11 protein-coding genes are annotated in these 18,503 nt (G+C 71.7%); 4 read left to right on the top strand and 7 right to left on the bottom strand.

Annotation, left to right across the window (positions count from 1 at the left end):
• Positions 1 to 355 precede the first annotated feature (355 nt).
• Entirely contained in the window at positions 356 to 1,564 is a 1,209-nt protein-coding gene (locus C7456_RS08570; protein WP_109723324.1) for a cation:proton antiporter, read from the bottom strand.
• Between the two features lie 213 nt (positions 1,565 to 1,777).
• Between C7456_RS08570 and C7456_RS08565 the strand changes: the two genes are divergently transcribed.
• The 4 genes from C7456_RS08565 (at position 1,778) to C7456_RS08550 (ending at position 10,471) form a co-directional block, all read left to right on the top strand.
• Positions 1,778 to 4,123 carry a glycoside hydrolase family 31 protein gene (locus C7456_RS08565; RefSeq protein ID WP_245889808.1) on the top strand — a complete coding sequence of 782 codons (2,346 nt, stop codon included), beginning with the start codon at positions 1,778 to 1,780 and terminating at the stop codon, positions 4,121 to 4,123.
• 146 nt (positions 4,124 to 4,269) lie between these two features.
• Positions 4,270 to 6,285, top strand: a complete 2,016-nt coding sequence (locus C7456_RS08560; protein ID WP_109723322.1) for a glycoside hydrolase family 13 protein — start codon at positions 4,270 to 4,272, stop codon at positions 6,283 to 6,285.
• A 180-nt stretch (positions 6,286 to 6,465) separates the two neighbouring features.
• Positions 6,466 to 8,649 carry an alpha-L-rhamnosidase-related protein gene (locus C7456_RS08555; protein ID WP_109723321.1) on the top strand — a complete coding sequence of 728 codons (2,184 nt, stop codon included), beginning with the start codon at positions 6,466 to 6,468 and terminating at the stop codon, positions 8,647 to 8,649.
• A gap of 322 nt (positions 8,650 to 8,971) precedes the next feature.
• Positions 8,972 to 10,471 (top strand): MFS transporter, encoded by a 1,500-nt coding sequence (locus C7456_RS08550; protein WP_109723320.1) that lies wholly within the window; start codon positions 8,972 to 8,974, stop codon positions 10,469 to 10,471.
• Between the two features lie 850 nt (positions 10,472 to 11,321).
• On the opposite strand, the gene C7456_RS08545 is transcribed toward C7456_RS08550, so the two are convergent.
• From C7456_RS08545 to C7456_RS08520, 6 genes are all read right to left on the bottom strand, one after another.
• On the bottom strand, positions 11,322 to 12,362 hold the full coding sequence (locus C7456_RS08545; protein ID WP_109723319.1) for a LacI family DNA-binding transcriptional regulator: 1,041 nt from the start codon (positions 12,360 to 12,362) through the stop codon (positions 11,322 to 11,324).
• 47 nt (positions 12,363 to 12,409) lie between these two features.
• On the bottom strand, positions 12,410 to 13,828 hold the full coding sequence (locus C7456_RS08540; RefSeq protein ID WP_109723318.1) for a sensor histidine kinase: 1,419 nt from the start codon (positions 13,826 to 13,828) through the stop codon (positions 12,410 to 12,412).
• A 28-nt stretch (positions 13,829 to 13,856) separates the two neighbouring features.
• Complete coding sequence (locus C7456_RS08535) at positions 13,857 to 14,195, bottom strand: hypothetical protein (RefSeq protein ID WP_139942951.1); 339 nt, start codon at positions 14,193 to 14,195, stop codon at positions 13,857 to 13,859.
• Between the two features lie 303 nt (positions 14,196 to 14,498).
• On the bottom strand, positions 14,499 to 15,839 hold the full coding sequence (locus C7456_RS08530; RefSeq protein WP_109723316.1) for a sigma-54-dependent transcriptional regulator: 1,341 nt from the start codon (positions 15,837 to 15,839) through the stop codon (positions 14,499 to 14,501).
• Positions 15,840 to 15,945: 106 nt separating this feature from the next.
• On the bottom strand, positions 15,946 to 17,172 hold the full coding sequence (locus C7456_RS08525) for an ABC transporter permease (protein WP_109723315.1): 1,227 nt from the start codon (positions 17,170 to 17,172) through the stop codon (positions 15,946 to 15,948).
• Between the two features lie 10 nt (positions 17,173 to 17,182).
• Positions 17,183 to 18,484: an ABC transporter permease gene (locus C7456_RS08520; protein WP_109723314.1), complete on the bottom strand. Its 1,302-nt coding sequence runs from the start codon at positions 18,482 to 18,484 to the stop codon at positions 17,183 to 17,185.
• Between the last annotated feature and the right edge of the window lie 19 nt (positions 18,485 to 18,503).

Here is an 18,503-nt window from a genome sequence, read left to right as displayed (position 1 = left end):
TGTGCATGTTGTTCCCCTCGCCGATGGAAGCTGGCTGTTTGGCGACATCAGCTTCGCCCTCCGGTCAGAGGGGAACAACCTCTTGAAACATCACAGCTAGCGCCGGCGTTGTTCCCTCTCCCCTCCGGGGAGAGGGTCAGGGTGAGGGGCCGGGGCTCGCCGTGGCGTCCCGATCGAAGCGCGCCAGGAACGGGCGTTGTCGCCAGATCGACCCCTCACCCCAGCCCTCTCCCCGGAGGGGAGAGGGAGCAAGGCGGCTTCGATGGAGCAACCTGCCGCACGCGCCGCGTCAACGCAGTGCCGCGCCAGCGCGAAAGCCATTCCCTCTCCCCAAAGGGGAGAGGGAGCAAATGCGTCACTCCGCTGGGGCCATCGGCGCCTCGCCGTCGTATACCGCCAGCCGCGGCCGCACGACCGGCACGGTGAGCATGGTGCTGGCCACCGCCATCAGCAGCAGCGCGGTGAAGGTCGCCGCGCTGATCACGCCGCGGTCGAGCAGGATGTTGGTGAAGATGATCATGATCAGCGCCTTGGTCTGCAGCAGCCAGCCGATCAGCCAGGCGTCGCCGCGCCGCCAGCCGAGCAGGCGGCCGGCCAGCGCCACGCCGGCCAGCTTGCCCGCCACCGCGGCGGCCAGCAGCGCGCCGGCGGCCAGGAACACCGCCGCGCCACCCACCGACCAGCTCGTGCGCAGTCCGGTGGAAAGGAAGAACACCGGCATCAGCACCAGCAGCACGTGGTGGCGCAGCAGGTCCATCTTCGCCAGCGCGAACCAGTCGCGGTCGAGCACCGCGCCGGCCAGGAAGGCGCCGACCATGAAGTGCAGCCCCGCGTAGTCGGCGGCGAAGCCGCAGGCGGCCAGCCATACCGGCACCACGTACCAGCGGTCGCGCTCGGGCAGCCGCCGCATCAGCGCGCGGAACGGCCAGGCCAGCGCCACGAAGCCCCCCAGGAAGGCAATCTGCCGCCCCACCCGCTCCCAGTCGAGCAGGATCAGCCCCAGCACCGCCCAGATCGCCAGGTCGTCCAGGCTGGCGTAGCGCAGCACGCGCTGGCCCAGCGGCGCGCGCAGGATGCCGAGCTTCTCCATCAGCAGCATCAGGATCGGCAGCGCGGTCACCGCGCAGGCCATGCCCACGCCCAGCACGAACTGCCACGGCCGCCCCGCCGGACCGGTCCAGCCCGCACCCGCGGCGAGCAGGCCGACCGCGGCGAGCGCGCCGGACAGCAGCGGCACGCCCAGCGCGCAGCCGGCGGTGAGCACCGTCTCGCGCCGGTGCAGCCAGCTCTGCTTCAAATCGAGCTCGATGCCGGCGATGCACACGAACAGCATCACCGCCCACCACGCCACGCCGTTGAGCGCCTGGATCACCGGCGGATTGAACACGGTGGCGTAGTAGTGCGGGAACGCCGCGCCCAGCACGCCGGGCCCGAGCACGATGCCCAGCAGGATCTGCACCACCACCAGCGGCGCGACGTAGTCGGTGCGCCCGAGCCGCCAGATCAGGTAGGGCAGCCCGAAGATGATCGTCATCGCGATCAGGAAGGTTTCCGTGGTCCCCATGCGTTCTCCCCTGCGGTGCGGGCGATTGTCGGGGCGCGCCGCGCCGGGGCGCAATCGCGCCGTCCCGTCGCTGCGCTGCACCACGAAAAAGCGCGGCGCGAAGCCGATGAATACGTATGCACGATGGCGAGCGCGGCGCCGCGCTGGCCTACCATCCGGGCAGGCCCGTCACCGGCGCAGCGCGCGCCGCCATCGTCATCGCAGGAGTCCACGGTGTCCCCACGTCCGATCCTCGCCCCGCTGTTCGCCGCCCTGCTCGCCGCGCTCCCGCCCGTCCACGCCGCGGACGCGCAACCCGCGGACAATGCGACAGACAGCGCCTTCGACCTGCCGCTCGGCGCCGACGCGCTGCACGTGGAGCTGCTCGCGCCGAACATCGTGCACCTCGCCTACCGCGCGCACGGCGCGGCGGCGGCGCCGACGCTGGTGATCGACCCGGCGCTGCGCGCCGGGGCCCCCGCCGACGCGAAGCGCAGCGAGGACGGCACGGCGATCGAGCTGGCCTCCGCCGGGCTGCGCGTGCGCTGGGACCGCAAGACGCGCACGCTCGCCGTGCTGGACGCCGCCGGCCGCACGCTGCTGCGCGCGGACGACCCCGCCTCGCTCGCGCGTGGCGAGCTGTCGCTGCGCCACGACGCCGGCCAGCCGATGTACGGCGTGGGCGGCTACGACGCCTTCGCCAGGGACGTCTCCGCCGGCCTGCTGCGCAAGGGCAGGCTGCGCGCCGAGGCGGGCCAGCAGGGCAACGCCGGCGCGCCCTTCGTGTGGAGCACCGCCGGCTACGGCGTGCTGCTGGACAGCCTGGGCGCGGACGTGCGCCTCGACGACACGCGCATCGGCCTGCGCGGCAAGGCGGCGCGCGACGCCTACATCCTCGTCGGCCGCCCCGCCGAGATCTTCGCCGGCATCGCCAGGATCAGCGGCCCCACGCCGCTGTTCCCGAAATGGGCGATGGGCTTCACCAACAGCCAGTGGGGCATCGACCAGAAGGAACTGCTGCAGATCGTCGGCACCTACCGCGCCAAGCACATCCCGATCGACAACTTCACCCTGGACTTCGACTGGAAGGCCTGGGGCGAGGACTGGGGCGAGTTCCGCTGGAACACCGCCAAGTTCCCGGACGGCCCCGACGGCGGGCTCAAGCGCACGCTCGACGCGCAGGGCATGCACCTGACCGGCATCATGAAGCCGCGCGTGCACGTGGACACGGTGGAGGGCCGCTACGCCACCGCGCACGGCTTCTGGTCGCCGGCCAGCAAGGAGGCGCCGGACTACTTCTCCAAGAAGCCGATCCGCGAGCTGGACTTCGACCTGCCGGCGGTGCGCGCCTGGTTCTTCAACGACCAGCTCAGGCACTCCTTCGACACCGGCATCGTCGGCTGGTGGAACGACGAGGCCGACGACATCGGCAGCGACACCCAGTTCACCAACATGCAGCGCGCGATGTACGACGGCCAGCGCGCCCATTCGCCGCTGCGCGTGTGGTCGATCAACCGCAACTTCTACCTGGGCGCGCAGCGCTACGCCTACGGCCTGTGGTCGGGCGACATCGCCACCGGCTTCGCCAGCATGGCCGGCCAGCGCGCGCGCATGCTCAGCGCCATCGACGTGGGCGCGATGCAGTGGGGCATGGACGGCGGCGGCTTCCGCGACGGCACGCCGACGCCGGAGAACTACGCGCGCTGGGTCCAGTTCGGCGCGTTCACGCCGGTCTTCCGCGTGCACGGCGAGCTGGGGCAGAAACGCCAGCCGTGGGTGTACGGCCCGGTGGCCGAGCGCGCCGCCACCGCCGCGATCCGCCTGCGCTACGCGCTGATCCCCTACGTCTACAGCTACGAGTACGCGCGCCGCGCCACCGGCGTGGGCCTGGTGCGGCCGCTCACCTTCGACTGGCCGGACGACGCCAACGTGCGCAACGACGTCGACGCCTGGCTGTTCGGCGACTGGCTGCTGGTCTCGCCGGTGGTCGAGCAGGGCCAGACGTCCAAGCCGGTCTACCTGCCGGCCGGCGAATGGTTCGACTGGTTCACCGGCGAGCGCCACGAGGGCGGCCGCGCCGTCACGCACGCGGCGGACGCGAAGAACTGGAGCGACATCCCGCTGTTCGTGCGCGCCGGCGCGATCATCCCGACCCAGCCGCCGGAGGACTACGTCGGCCAGCATCCGCTCGTGCAGCTCGACGTGGAGATCTTCCCCGCCGCGCGGCCGAGCCGCTTCACGTACTACGACGACGACGGCACGACCTACGCCTACGAGCATGGCGAGGATTACCGCCAGGCCATCGCCGTGCGGCGCGACGGCGCGGCCGTGCAGGTCGACATCGATGCCGCCGAGGGCGGCTACAGGCCGGCGCTGAAGACCTACCTGCTGAAGGTCCACGGCATCGCCGCCGCGCAGGTCGCGGGCGGCGGCGCGCTGCAGCGCCACGACAGCCTCGACGCCCTGCGGAAGGCGGACGGCGAAGGCTGGGCCGCCGGCCGCGACCGCTTCGGCGAGGTCACCTGGGTCAAGGTGGCCGCCGCGGACGCGCGCCACGTCACGCTGACACCGGGGCACTGACGCATGTAGACCCGCGTCGGCCGCCCCTCGGGGAAGCCCCCGGTCACTTCGCCTCCTCCCGCCCCGGCAGCGGGAATCCGCGATCGCATCGGGCGTTTCCGATGTGCCCGCCGAACCGCGGGCAATCCCACTGGAGGAGAAAAGCGATGTCAGGCAACGGCAAGAAAGCGCACGGCCCGCGGGCCGTGCTGTGGCTCTCCCTCGGCGCCGCGCTCGCGGCGGGCTGCGCCAGCCTGCCGGCGCAGGCGGCCAGCAACGACAACAACGTGGAGTGGAACGGCCTGTTCCACGACCAGGGCCCGCTGTTCGACGACCACCCCGAGCCCACCGCCGCGCAGGCGGTGACGCTGACCCTGCGCACCTTCAAGGGCGACATCACCAGCGCCAACATCAAGTACTACGACAGCGCCGACGGCCAGTTCCACTGGGTGGCGATGCACTGGGCGTCCAACGACCCCACCGGCGTGTTCGACTACTGGCAGGGCACCGTGCCGGCCAGCGGCTCGGAGAAGTACTACCGCTTCCAGATCAACGACGGCAGCGCCACCGCCTGGTACAACGCGGCGGGCATCACCTCGTCGGAGCCCTCCGCCGGCGACTTCTTCATCGTGCCCGGCTTCAAGACGCCGGACTGGATGAAGAACGGCGTGATCTACCAGATCTTCCCCGACCGCTTCTACAACGGCGACGCCGGCAACGACGTGAGCAACGGCCAGTACACCTACGCCGGCTGCGCCACCGAGAAGCACGCCTGGGGCGGCAGCGTCACCTCCAACGTGGGCGGCTGCAACAGCGCGGTGTTCTTCGGCGGCGACCTCGCCGGCGTGGACCAGAAGCTCGGCTACATCAAGAACACGCTGGGCGCGAACATCGTCTACCTCAACCCGGTCTTCCGCTCGCCGACCAACCACAAGTACGACACCGAGGACTACATGACGGTGGACCCGGCGTTCGGCAGCAACGCCACGCTGCAGACGCTGATCGCCGACATCCACAGCAGCGCGAACGGGCCGAAGGGCTACGTGATCCTCGACGGCGTGTTCAACCACACCGGCGACACCCACCAGTGGTTCGACCGCTACAACTGGTGGAGCACCAGTGGCGCATACGAGTCGCAATCCAGCCAGTGGTACGGCTGGTATACCTTCCAGAGCTGGCCGAACAGCTATTCCGGCTTCTTCGGCATCGCCAGCATGCCCAAGCTCGACTACGGCGCCAGCGGCTCGGCCGTGCGCAACGCGATCTACGGCTCCGCCGGCTCGGTGGTGAAGACCTACCTGAAGCCGCCCTACTCCATCGACGGCTGGCGGCTGGACGCGGCGCAGTACCTCGACGCCGGCGGCAACGACGGCAGCGACGCGACCAACCACCAGATCATGGCCGAGCTGCGCAGCGCGGTGAAGTCGGTGAACGCCAACGCCGAGATCCTCGGCGAGTTCTGGGGCAACGCCGGCCCGTGGACCGACGGCGGCGACCAGTGGGACGGCGCGATGAACTACGACGGCTTCATGCAGCCGGTCTCCGAGTGGATCACCGGCAAGGACTACGGCGGCGGCAGCGCCTCCATCCCGGTCAGCCAGTTCGACAGCTGGCTGCGCGGCACCCGCGCCAACTACCCCACCAACGTGCAGCAGACCATGAGCAACGCGCTGGGCAGCCACGACGTCACCCGCTTCGGCACCCGCGCCGGCGGCGACATCTGGAAGACCTACCTGGCGCTGTTCTTCCAGATGACCTACGTGGGCACGCCGACCATCTACTACGGCGACGAGTACGGCATGCAGGGCGGCGCCGACCCCGACAACCGGCGCACCTTCGACTGGAACGCCGGCACCATCACCAACAGCGCGGTGGCGCTGACCCAGAAGCTGATCGGCATCCGCAACCAGTACGCGGCGCTGCGCACCGGCTCGTTCATGACCCTGCTCACCGACGACGCCAACAAGCTCTACGCCTACGGCCGCTTCGACGCCAGCCACCGCATCGCGGTGGCGCTCAACAACGACAGCGTCTCGCACAGCGTCACCGTGCCGGTGTGGCAGCTCAGCATGGCCAACGGCAGCGGCGTCACCGACCTGGTCAGCGGCAGCCACTACACGGTCAGCGGCGGCAGCGTCACCGTGACCGTGAACGGGCACTACGGCGCGATCCTCGCCCAGTAGCCCCGGCGGGCCGGGCGCCGCGGGCGCCCGGCCACGCAGCCGTCCGCCGCTTTCCGCGCCGGCCGCCGATGCTGCGGCCGCACTACAACTTGCCCGCGCGACATGCCATAAACGTCTCCCACCGCAAGGGGCCTGCACGATGACCACGAACCGCCGACTCCCCGCTCCCGCGGAGCGCCCATGCTGAGCGCCGTCCTGATCGCGGCGCTCGCCGCCGGCCCGGCGGCCGACGGCGCCTGGCGCACCGAGCTGCGCTGGCACGGCCAGCAGGCGCGCATGCAGGCGCAGGCGGGCGGCCGCTACCTGCTGAGCGGCCCCTTCGGCCAGCGCGCGGTGAACGCCGGCGCGATGCGCGCCGACACCGCCAGCCCGCTGTTCGACGGCCTGTTCCAGATGGCGCAGGACGACCTCGCGCAGGACGTGGTGGACGCGATCCGCGACCCCGCCTACGACCACGGCCGGCCGATCCCCTGCCACTGCTACGTCACCGGCGTGAAGTGGCCGTACGTGTGGACGCGCGACCTGTCCTACTCGATCGACCTGGGCCTGTGGCGGCTCGACCCGGAGCGCGCGCGCAACGGCCTGCGCTTCAAGCTGTCCGCGGCGCGCGCGCCGGGCGCGCCCGGCCTGTACGCGATGCAGGACACCGGCTCGGGCGGCAGCTGGCCGATCAGCACCGACCGCGTGGTGTGGTTCCTCGGCGCGCGCCACCTGCTCGGCGACAAGGGCTTCGCCGGCGCGACCTGGCGCGCGCTGCGCGACACGCTGGCGCAGGAGCGGCGCTACGCCTTCGACGCCGCGCTCGGCCTGTACCGCGGCGAGACCTCGTTCCTCGACTGGCGCGAGCAGACCTATCCGGCGTGGACGGCGGACAACGTGGCCTTCATCGGCCAGTCCTTCGCGCTGTCCACCAACGTGCTGCACTACCAGGCGCTCGACCTCGCCGCCGCGCAGGCGCGCGCGCGCGGCGACGCCGGGGCCGCCGCGGACTACCGCGCCCAGGCCGACGCGCTGAAGGCCGCGATCAACGCGCGTTTCTGGCGCGCCGACCGCGGCCTGTACATGAGCTACCTCGGCGGCGACGGCACCCCCTACGACACCTACGACCTGCTCGGCACCGCGCTCGCCGTCACCAGCGGCCTGGCCGAGGGCGAGCGCGCGCGGCAGGCGCTGGCCAACTACCCGACCTGGGACGCCGGCAGCCCGGTGATCTGGCCCGAGCGGCGCGACCAGCCGGTCTACCACAACCGCGCGATCTGGCCCTTCGTCAGCGCCTACGCGCTGCGCGCCGCGCGCGCCACGGACGACCCGGCGCGGATCGCGCACGAGCTGCGCTCGATCATGCGCGGCGCCGCGCTGGCCGGCTCCAACATGGAGAACTACGAGCTCGAGAGCCAGGCCGTGCACGTGGACGAGGGCAGGCTGAGCGGCCCGGTGGTCAACTCGCCGCGCCAGCTGTGGTCGGTGGCCGCCTACATCGCCGCGGTGACCGAGGGCGTGTTCGGCCTCGCCGACGACGGCCGCGTCGAGCCCAAGCTGCCCGCCGCGCTGGTGCCGATGCTGTTCGGCGAGCGCAAGGCCATCGCGCTCGACCTGCCCGGCCGGCGCATCGTGCTGCAGCGCCCGGAGCGCATCGACGGCGACCTGCTGGTGGCGGACGCCACGGCCACGCAGGGCGACACCACCACGGTGACGCTGAAGGCGATCGCCGCGAAGGCGCCGCCGCTGCGCACCGGCGCCACGCTGTACGCGCCCGACGCCCCGCCCGCCCCCGTCGCGCAGGCCGACGGCGACGGCTGGCGCGTGCAGGTGGACGGCAAGGCGGTGCTGTACGCCAACGGCCGCCGCATCGGCGCGGTGGACGGCCAGGCGCAGCTGCCGAAACAGGCCGGCCTGCTCTGCCTGAGCGCCACCCGCATCGACGCGAATGGCCTGGAGTCGCTGCACAGCCCCGACACCTGCGTCGGTGCCGCCGCGAACGTCGGCGGCGCCTGGCCGCGCGCGTGGAAGGCACCCGCGGGCGGCCGCTACCGCGTCGCCTTCGACTACGCCAACCCGCACGGCCCGATCAACACCGGCATCACCGCCGCGGTGAAGACGCTGGTGGCCAGCTGCGACGGCGCCGCGCCGCAGCGCGTGCCGCTGGTGATGCCGCACAGCGTGGGCACGCAGCGCTCCACCTGGGGCACGTTCGCCGCCAAGGCCGGCGCCACGTGCCGCTTCGCGCTGGAGGACGGCTTCAACATGAGCTACCTCGCCCACGCCGTGCACTACACCGGCGGCAAGGGAGGCGACAAGCCGCTCAACGAGGCGGAGCTCGGCGACCTGGTCATCGCGCCGCTGCCGGCACGGGACACGCCATGAGCCGGGGGCGCGCCAGGCAGGCGGCCACGCATGGCGACCGCCCTCCATTCCAGGCGAAGCGCCCTCTCCCCTCCGGGGAGAGGGCTGGGGTGAGGGGACACTCTCGCCGTGGCGCTGGAAGATGCGAGGGGTTTTCGCGTGAGAGCTTTCGATGCCGGGCGCTTTCGCCAGGCTGGCCCCTCACCCCGACCCTCTTCCCGGAGGGGAGAGGGAGCCGTCGCGGCGGCGGCCTTCCACGGCAACACATGACGCGCCCTCGCCACCGCAGCACGGTGCCGGGGGTCATTCCAGGCCCCTGTCCCCGACGCGCCGCGCAGCCCGCATGACCGCCACGCCTCCCCGCCCGGCGCCCGCCAAGCCCGCCCTGTCGTTCTGGCAGATCTGGAACATGTGCTTCGGCTTCCTCGGCATCCAGTTCGGGCTGGCGCTGCAGAACGCCAACGTCAGCCGCATCTTCCAGACGCTGGGCGCGGACGTCGCCTCGATCCCCGGCCTGTGGATCGCCGCGCCGGCCACCGGGCTGATCGTGCAGCCGATCATCGGCTACTGCTCCGACCGCACCTGGACGCGGCTGGGCCGGCGCCGGCCCTACTTCCTCGCCGGCGCGGTGCTCGCCACGCTGGCGCTGCTGGCGATGCCCAACGCGCCCGCGCTGTGGATCGCCGCGGGGCTGCTGTGGATCATGGACGCCTCCATCAACGTATCGATGGAGCCGTTCCGCGCCTTCGTCGGCGACCAGCTGCCGGAGCGCCAGCGTCCGCTCGGCTACACCATGCAGAGCTTCTTCATCGGCGTGGGCGCGGTGGTCGCCTCGCTGCTGCCGTGGCTGCTGGCGCGGCTGGGCGTGGCCAACGTCGCGCCGGCCGACGGCATCCCGGACACGGTGAAGTACTCCTTCTACCTGGGCGGCCTGGTGCTGCTCGGCTCGGTGCTGTGGACCATCGTGCGCAGCCGCGAGTACTCGCCCGGCGAGCTGCGCGGCTTCACCGGCGGCGAGGACGGCGCGGCGCCGGCGGACGCCTCGCGCGCCTGGCGCTTCGGCCTGCTGCTGCTCGCGGTGGGCGTGGCGGTGCTGTTCGCGATCCGCCGCTTCGCGCTGGAGCGGGAGATGTACCTGCTCGCCGGCGGTCTGGTCGTGTTCGGGCTGCTGTTCGCCTGGCGCAGCGTCACCCGCAGCCGCGGCATGCTCGCGCAGGTGATGGGCGACCTGTACGGCATGCCCGACACCATGCGCCGGCTGGCCTGGGTGCAGCTGTTCACCTGGTTCGCGCTGTTCGCGCTGTGGATCTACGCCACCGCGGCGGTGACCGCGGTGCACTTTGGCAGCGCCGACCCGCATTCGGCGGCCTACAACGAGGGCGCCAACTGGGTCGGCGTGCTGTTCGCCGCCTACAACGGCTTCGCCGCGCTGGCGGCGATCGCGATCCCGTGGATGGTGCGGCGCTGGGGCCTGCGCATCAGCCACCTGCTCAACCTGTGGCTGGGCGGCGCGGGGCTGCTGTCGTTCCTGCTGGTCCGCGATCCGCACTGGCTGCTCGCCTCGATGGTGGGCGTGGGCTTCGCCTGGGCCTCGATCCTGTCGCTGCCCTACGCGCTGCTCTCCGACGACCTGCCGGCGGCGAAGATGGGCGTGTACATGGGCATCTTCAACTTCTTCATCGTGATCCCCCAGCTGCTCGCCGCCAGCGTGCTGGGCCTGCTGCTGCGGTTGTGCTTCCACGGCCAGGCGATCTGGGCGCTGGCGCTGGGCGGGGCCAGCCTGATCGTGGCCGGGTTGTTCACGTTGCGGGTGCGGGAGCCGGCGCGGGAGGCCGGCGCGTAGGGGAGTCGGGCGTTGCCGCTGCACCGCCAGCAGCAATGAGCGCCGCCGCGAGCCCCGCCCCTCGCCCCAACCCTCTCCCCGGAGGGGAGAGGGCGCAAGGCGCGGCACGTCCGAAAGTCCCGCCCTGATTCGCCCCACCATTCACTTCTCACCACTCGCTGCTCGCCTCTCGTCCCTCGCTTCCCGCTTCTCGCTCGCGCAGCGAGCGTGAGAGGAGTGCGCGCAGGAAGCGCGCTGCTCTTTCGGGGCCCCTATGGTGCGGCGGGTGGGCGGCGGACCAGCCCGGAGGGTGGCCCGCAGGGAGGCGGGCCAGTTTTTCGTCGGCACAGGGACTGTGCCGTCGAAAAACCCCGCCGCCCACCCGCACACCTTCCGGGCAGAGCCTGCCCCGGACTTGATCCGGGGACGCCCGGAAGGCGCGCCATCGGGGGGCCTTTTCTCTTGGGCTACTGCTCTTTACTCCGGGCATCCTGCCCTTCCGCCCTTCGGGCCGGCTTCGCCGTTCGCTCGCGCTCCAAGCGCGCGCGTGGGCAAGTAAAGAGAAGTAGCCCGCCCGCCGGCAGGCGGAACCCCGCCGGAGGCGGTCCAGGTTCCGACCGGGCTCGTAGCAGGCGGCAGCCACACCAAAAAAAGCAACATGGATTCCCGCTTGCGCGGGAATGACGCCATGTGGAGCTGCAGATATTGCTGGCGGGAGTTGACCGCGCGCCGCCCGTGGCCTACAGACTCACCCTAGCGCGGACACGGCGCCCGAAAGCGCAGCCCGACCGCGACCGGAAGAAAAGCGGCTGCAGACGATCGACAACCAACGACCGGACGCCGACCACCCCGGGCAGCGGCAAAACCCCGCTCAGCGCTCCTGCTTCCACAAGCTGGAGCGCCGCACCTTCAGCGTCACCGGCAACATCGCGCTCTCCACCACCTCGCCGCGGATCAACCGCAACAGGGCATCGACCAGCAGCCGCCCCGCCTGCTGGGTATCCTGCAGCACCGTGGTCAGCGGCGGATTGACGAAGCTGGCCATCGGGATGTCGTCGAAGCCGGCCAGCGCCACGTCGCGCGGCACCTGCAGGCCGCGCGCGTTGAGCGCCTGCAGCGCGCCGATGGCGATCAGGTCGCTGGCCGCGAACACCGCGTCGAACCGCTCGCCGCGCGCCAGCAGCGTCTCCACCGCCTCGTAGCCGGAGCGCTCGGTGCTCTCGGCGTCGGCCTGCAGCGCCTGGTCGGCCGCCAGCCCGGCCTGCTCCAGCGCCTCGGCATAGCCGAGGTAGCGCGCGAAGAATTCCGGGTAGTGGGTGGAAGCCTCGCCCAGGAAGGCGATGCGCCGGCAGCCCTGCGCCAGCAGGTGCTCGGTGACCATCCGCCCGCCGGCGTGGTTGTCGCAGCCGATCGAGACGTCCGGCTGGTCGGGCAGCACCGCGCCCCAGCGCACCGAGCGGGTGCCCTGCTCGGCCAGCTTGCGCAGCTTGTCGCGGTAGGCCAGGTAGTCGCCGTAGCCGAGCAGGATGATGCCGTCGGCCTTCTTGGTGTCGGCGTAGTCGGCGTGCCAGTCGTGCGAGAGCTGCTGGAACGACACCAGGAGGTCGTAGCCCTCCTGCGCGCAGGCGCGGGTGATCGAGCCCAGCATCGACAGGAAGAACGGGTTGATGTGCGACTCGTCGGCGGTCGGGTCCTCGAACAGCAGCAGCGCCAGCGTGCCCGAGTGCTTGCGGCGCAGGCTGGAGGCGTTCTTGTCGACCTTGTAGTTGAGCTCCTCCACCGCCGCCTGGATGCGCCGGCGGGTTTCCTCGTTCACCAGCGGGCTGCCGCGCAGCGCGCGCGAGACGGTGGATTGCGACACGCCCGCCCGGTGGGCGATGTCGAACGAGGTGATCTTGTTTTTCTCGCGCACGGGTTGGACCAAGCCGCCCTCCGGTTGCGTGCCGCGGGCGGCGTCGCTCAGCTGCCGGGCACCTGGCGGATTGTAGCCTCGCGCCCGGAGGCGCCATGCTGCGGTAGCAGCAAAGTCACCCGCAGGCCGCCGCCGTCGCGGTTGGCCAGCGCGATGCGCCCGCCATGCGCCTCCACGATCTCGCGCGCCAGCGCCAGGCCCAGGCCCGTGCCGGAGCGCTTGGTCGAATAGAACGGCAGCAGCGCCTGCGCCAGCACGTTCTCGCTCATGCCGGGGCCGCGGTCGGCCACCTCGATGCGCAGGTCCTGCCCGACCAGGTCCAGCCCCAGCGTCACGCCGTCCTCCGGGCTGCCGGACTCGTGCGCGTTCTTGACCAGGTTGATCAGCACCTGCTCGACCTGCGCGGCGTCGAACCAGCCCGGCTGCGCCGGCGGCTCGCCGCGCAGGGCGAAGCGGCAGTGCAGCGCCAGGCTCTCCAGGAACGCCGGCCAGGCCACCTCCGCCGGGCGCGGCGCGGGCAGCTTGGCGAAGCTGGCGTAGCCGGCGATGAAGCCGTGCAGGTGGCGCACGCGCTCGCCGATGCTGGCGAACACGCCGGGCAGGCGCTCCACCTGGCCGCGCCGCGCCAGCTCGGCGCCGGAGTGCGCCAGCGAGGAGATCGGCGCCAGCGAGTTGTTGAGCTCGTGGCTGATCACCCGGATCACCCGCTTCCAGGTCACCACCTCCTGCCGCGACAGCTCGCGCGTCATGCGCCGGAACAGCTGCAGCCGGTGCGGCCGCCCCTGCAGGCGGAACGCGCGCTGGGAGATGTGGAAGGTCTCCTCGTGGCCGTCCATCTCCACCGTGAGCAGCGCGTCGGCGCCGCCCTCCACCGCGCGGCGCAGCGCCTCGGGCGCGCCGGCCAACACCTCGTTGAAGTCCAGCCCGTTGAGGCTGCGCCCCTCGTTGAACAGGTGCCGCGCGGCGATGTTGGCGTAGGCGACGCGGCCGGCGGCGTTGGTCAGCACCAGCGCCACCGGAGTGTTCTGCACCACCGTGTCCAGCAGCAGCTCGCGCTGCACCAGGTGCTGGCGCTGCTCGCGCAGGGTCTGGCCCAGCGCGTTGTGCATGCGGATCAGCTCGCCCAGCTCGTCGCGGCGGTCGGCGGCGATGGAGAAGCTGAAGTCGCCGTCGCGGTAGCTGGCCACCGCGCCCTCCAGCGCGCGCAGCAGGCGCTTGATCGGGCTCATCACCACGCCGGCCATCCAGAACGCCAGCGGCAGCAGCACCACCAGGCTGGCCAGCAGGGCGCCGGAGGTGCCCTGCGGCGTGGTGCGCAGCGCCAGGCCCAGGTCCTTGTGCGCCCAGGCCAGCAGCTGCGGCAGCGGCCACTGGGTGATGCCGGCGAAAACCAGCGCGCCGGCAAGGCCGGCCAGCGCGAGCAGCGCGGTGAGCCGCGCCTCCAGCGAACTCAGGCGCCGCAGCATGCGGCGCCCTGGCGCGGGTCGCGGCCGCTCAGTGGCACGACGGGTCCATCGGCGTGCTGGCGCAGTTCACCGTGGGGCGGCCGTCGCGGCCCATCTCCATGCCGCCGCCCACCGGCGCCTTGCCGGACTGCTGCTGCGCGGCGTTGGTCCGCGGCGCCTGCGCGGGGTTGCGGCGTTCCTTGAACTTGAAGTGCGAGTCGCCGTCGCCGGCGAGCCGGTGCGCGGGGTCGCCCGCATAGGAGGTCGAGGCGGCGGACGCGGGCCGGCTCCAGCTGTCGCTGGCGCCGCCGGCCGGTGGCGCGCTCTGCGCGATGGCGAATGCCGGCAGCAACGCGGCGATCGGCAGAAGGAGGGTACGGCATCGCATGGCAATGGCTCCTGGAGTTCGGGTACGCGGATCATGGCACCGGCGGCACCGCAAGGCTCCCTCTCCCCTCCGGGAAGAGGGCCGGGGTGAGGGGGCGCGCTTGCCTCGGTCCCTGTCGCTGTTGATGTCTTCCTGCGCAAAAAACGCGGCGGACGGACGTTCCCGCCAGAGTGGCCCCTCGCCCTGCCTCTCCTCCCGGAGGGGAGAGGGCACGAGCATGCCCGGCCGGCGCCACGCGATCATCCGCGCACGCCGATGCGCCCGCAAGCGCCAGGCGTCACGCCCTTCCCGGCGCGTGCCGCGTCAGCCCGGCGTCGCCAGCCCGTAGCGCTCCATGCGCCGGTACAGCGCCTGGCGCGACAGGCCCAGCGCCTGCGCGGCACGGCTGACCACCCCGTCGGCCTTGTGCAGCGCCGCCTCCACCGCCTCGCGGCTGGGCTCGTCCAGGTTGCGCGCGGCGGGCACGGCGACTTGCGGCAGGTTGAGCAGCTCCGGGGTCACCGGACCGCTGCCGGCCAGCAGCGCGGCGCGCTCGATCGCGTTCTTCAGCTCGCGCACGTTGCCCGGCCAGGGATAGGCCAGCAGCGCCTCGCGCGCGGCGTCGCCCAGCTCGGCGCGGCCGCCGAGGAAGTGCTCGGCCAGCGGCAGGATGTCGTCCGGACGCTCGCTGAGCGGCGGCAGGTTCACCTCGATCACGTTGAGGCGGTAGTAGAGGTCCTCGCGGAAGCTGCCGGCGCGCACCATCGCCTTGAGGTCGGCGTTGGTGGCGGACAGCACGCGCACCTTCACCTGGCGCGTGCGGCCGGAGCCGAGCCGCTCGAACTGCCCGGTCTCCAGCACGCGCAGCAGCTTCACCTGGCCCGGCAGCGGCAGGTTGCCGATCTCGTCGAGGAACAGCGTGCCGCCGTCGGCCAGCTCGAAGCGGCCCTCGCGCGCCTTGTTGGCGCCGGTGTAGGCACCGGCCTCGGCGCCGAACAGCTCGGCCTCGATCAGCTCGCCCGGCAGCGCGCCGCAGTTCACCGCCACGAACGGCCCGCGGCGCACCGCGGAGTTCATGTGCACGATGTTGGCGATGCGCTCCTTGCCCGCGCCGTTGGGGCCGGTGACCAGCACCGGCACGTCCGAGCGCGCCACCTGGCAGGCCAGCTCCAGCACGCGCGCCATCGCGTCGGAGGCGAACACCAGCCCGTCCAGCTCGTAGCTCTCGCGCAGCTTCTCGCGCCGCCGCCGCCGCTCGTTGCGCGCGCGCGCCACCTCGCGGGTGGACTCGGACAGCTCCAGCAGGTTCTCCACCGTGGTCAGCAGCTTGCTGTCGTCCCACGGCTTGGCCACGTAGTCGGCGGCGCCGGCCTTGACCAGTTCCACGGCGGTCTCCAGGTGGGTCCAGGCGGTGAGCAGGATCACCGGCAGGTCGGCGTGGCGCTGGCGGATGGCGCGGAACAGCGCCACGCCCTCCTCGCCGGAGGTGGTGTCGGCGGTGAAGTTCATGTCCTGGATCACCACGTCCACGCTCTCGCGCTCCAGCAGCGCCAGGCCCTCGCCGGGAGTGAGCGCCACCAGCGGGCGGATCTCGTGCAGCGAGAGCGCCAGCGACAGCGCTTCGCCCACGGCCGGGTTGTCGTCGATGATCAGGACAGTTCGCATCTTTCGTCTGCACATGCCGCCATGGATGCGGCCCATCCGCAAAAGGTTGCCATGACTTGCGCCATGGATGGGGATTCGCGCCGCCGCCCGGCCGCCCGGCCGCGCCTCACAGCGCCCGCGTCGCCACCACCGGCGGCACGGAGGCCGCGCGCAGCGCCGGCCCCAGCGCCGCCAGCTGGCCCAACGCCCACAGCACCAAGGCGCCGCCGCCGAGCCATGCCAGCGGCATGTGCGCCAGCTCGTAGCGCTTCATCAGCCAGAAGTTGAGTCCCACCGCACCGACCGAGCCGACCGCGATGCCCACGGTGACGATAAGGAAATTCTCGGCCTGGAAATAGCGCAGGATGTCGCCGCGCGTGGCGCCGATGGCGCGGCGGATGCCGATCTGCCGCGCACGCTGCTGTACCCAGAAGCTGGAGAGCCCGGCCACGCCGAGCGCGCTCACCGCCAGCAGGCAGCCGACCACCGCGAGCAGGAGCCAGATCAGGGCGCGGTCGTCGTGGAAATAGTCCGCGACGGTCTGCGCGTAGACCTGGTTGGTGGTGACGATGCGCTGGTCGTCCACGCGGTCCAGCACCGCGGGAAGGTCGCGCGACACGGCGTCGCGCATCGCCGGGGCGACGCGCAGCACGTACATGCCGCCAGGAATCGCGGTGACCGGCAGGAATACGTTCTGCCCGCTCTGCCCGTGCGCATCCAGGTCGGGATTGAGCAGATGCCCGATCACGCCCGCCACGTGGCTGGCGTACTTGCCGTGGTCGCCGAAGTAAAGCGGCTTGCCGATGGGGTCCTCGCCGGGCCACGCGCGCTCGGCCAGGTCGCGCGAGACGATGACCGCCGCCGGTGGCGGCTTGTCGTCGAACAGGCTCCACGCCCGGTATTCCTGCGGCAGGAAGCCGCGACCCCGAACCAGCCGGACGCCCAGCGTCTCCAGCGCGCCCGGCGCGCCGGCATAGATGCGCACGGTGCACAGCGCGCTCTTCTTGTCGTCGCCCGGCTTGAGCTGCAGACAGGTCCCCCAGGAATTGCGGCTGGCCAGCGGCAGCGTATTCACCCGCGCCACCGCCTTCACGCCCGGCATGGCGCGCAGCGCGGCCATGTCCGCGGCAGCGCGGCCAGCCGCGCTCTCCGGCGTCTCGCCATCGCGCAGGCCGCTGCTGGTCGCCCAGACCAGTTCGTCGTCGGCCACGCCGGTGTTCACGCGCATGCCGGCGACGCGGTCGCCGATGATGAACAGGGCGTTGGTGACGATGGTGCAGGTCAGCGCGATCTCCAGCGCGACCAGGGCCACGGCGGTCTTGTGATGTTTCAACGCGGCGACGATGGGATGCACGGCGACGCCCTCATTGCAGTTTCAGGAGACGGGCCGGCGCCAGGCGGCAAGCGCGCCACGCCGGGAAAACGGCGGCCGACAGCGTGGCGGCCACGGCCAGCGCCAGCGTACCCAGCAGCATCGGCCCGTCGGCGCGCGCCAGCGATGCGTACTCGGCCGGCTGCTGGCGCAGCAGCCACAGACCGCCGAGGCTGAGCAGCAGACCGACCGCGCCGCCGGCCAGACCGATCAGCGCCGACTCGGCCAGCAGTTGCACGAACACCGCACGCCGCGACGCGCCAAGCGCGCGCCGCACGCTCAGCTCGCCGCCGCGACGCAGGAACTTCACCAGCAACAGCGCCACGGTGTTGACCAGGCACACCAGCAGGAAGCCCAGCGCCAGCAGCGTTTGCATCTGCACGCTGCCGGGAACCACGTGGTTGTAGTCCAGCCATCCCATCAGATCGTGCAGCCGCACGTTCGGCGGCCGCTGGAAACGGCCCAGCGCCTTCTGCTGCTCGGAGTAGTGCACGAGGAATTCGCGGTAGTCCTTCGCCTGCGCGGGCGTGTCCAGCCGCACCCAGAATTGCAGCCACACGCAGTCGGCGTTCTTCATGTTCTCGTCGGTGGGGAGATCGCCCCAGCAGCTCATGTTGCCGTACCTCGGCTGCTTGAGGGCGATCGCCGTCTCCAGCGGAAGGAACACGTCCTCGCTGTTCTGGTATTTGCCGAGCGTGACGTCGTAGAAGTGCGGCTGCGGATTCCAGTGGTCGATCACGCCGATGATGCGGAAGCTGTCCTTGCCGAGCCTAAGCTCCTGCCCTACCGCGCGGTCGGCGCCGTAGAGCTTGTCGGCCAACTCGCGCGACAGCACCGCCACGCGCGCCTGCCTCGCGTCGTCGTCCGCGCTCCAGCCGCCGCCATGCAGGAACGGCACGCCGAACATCGGAAAGAAGTCCGCCGAGGCATAACGCGCGCTGGCAAAGAATGCCCGACCCTCGCCCTGCGGGGGGCGTACCACCACCTGGCCATGCACCATCGCCACCTGGCGCGCGCCGCGGCGCGCGTGCAGCAGGTTCATCGCGTCGATCCAGGCGAGCTGCTCGGGCGGATCGCCGTCCGGCTTGAAACCCTGCATGTCCTGCGGATCGAGCTGCGGGTAGTAGAGCTGCGCGCTGCGGCCCGGCAGCGGGTCGGCGGTCATCAGCCGCAGCACGGTAAGCATGGTCATGCTGGCGCCGATGCCCAGGCCGATGGCGACCACCATCAGCGCCGTCAGCACCGGCGTGCGGCGCAGGCTGCGCAGGGCCAATCCGAAGTAGTAACCGAACATGCCGTCCTTCCCTGTCCAA

It is taken from the genome of Fulvimonas soli, assembly GCF_003148905.1.
In the GTDB taxonomy this organism is placed as follows: domain Bacteria; phylum Pseudomonadota; class Gammaproteobacteria; order Xanthomonadales; family Rhodanobacteraceae; genus Fulvimonas; species Fulvimonas soli.
This window is presented reverse-complemented; position numbering and strand designations above follow the sequence as displayed.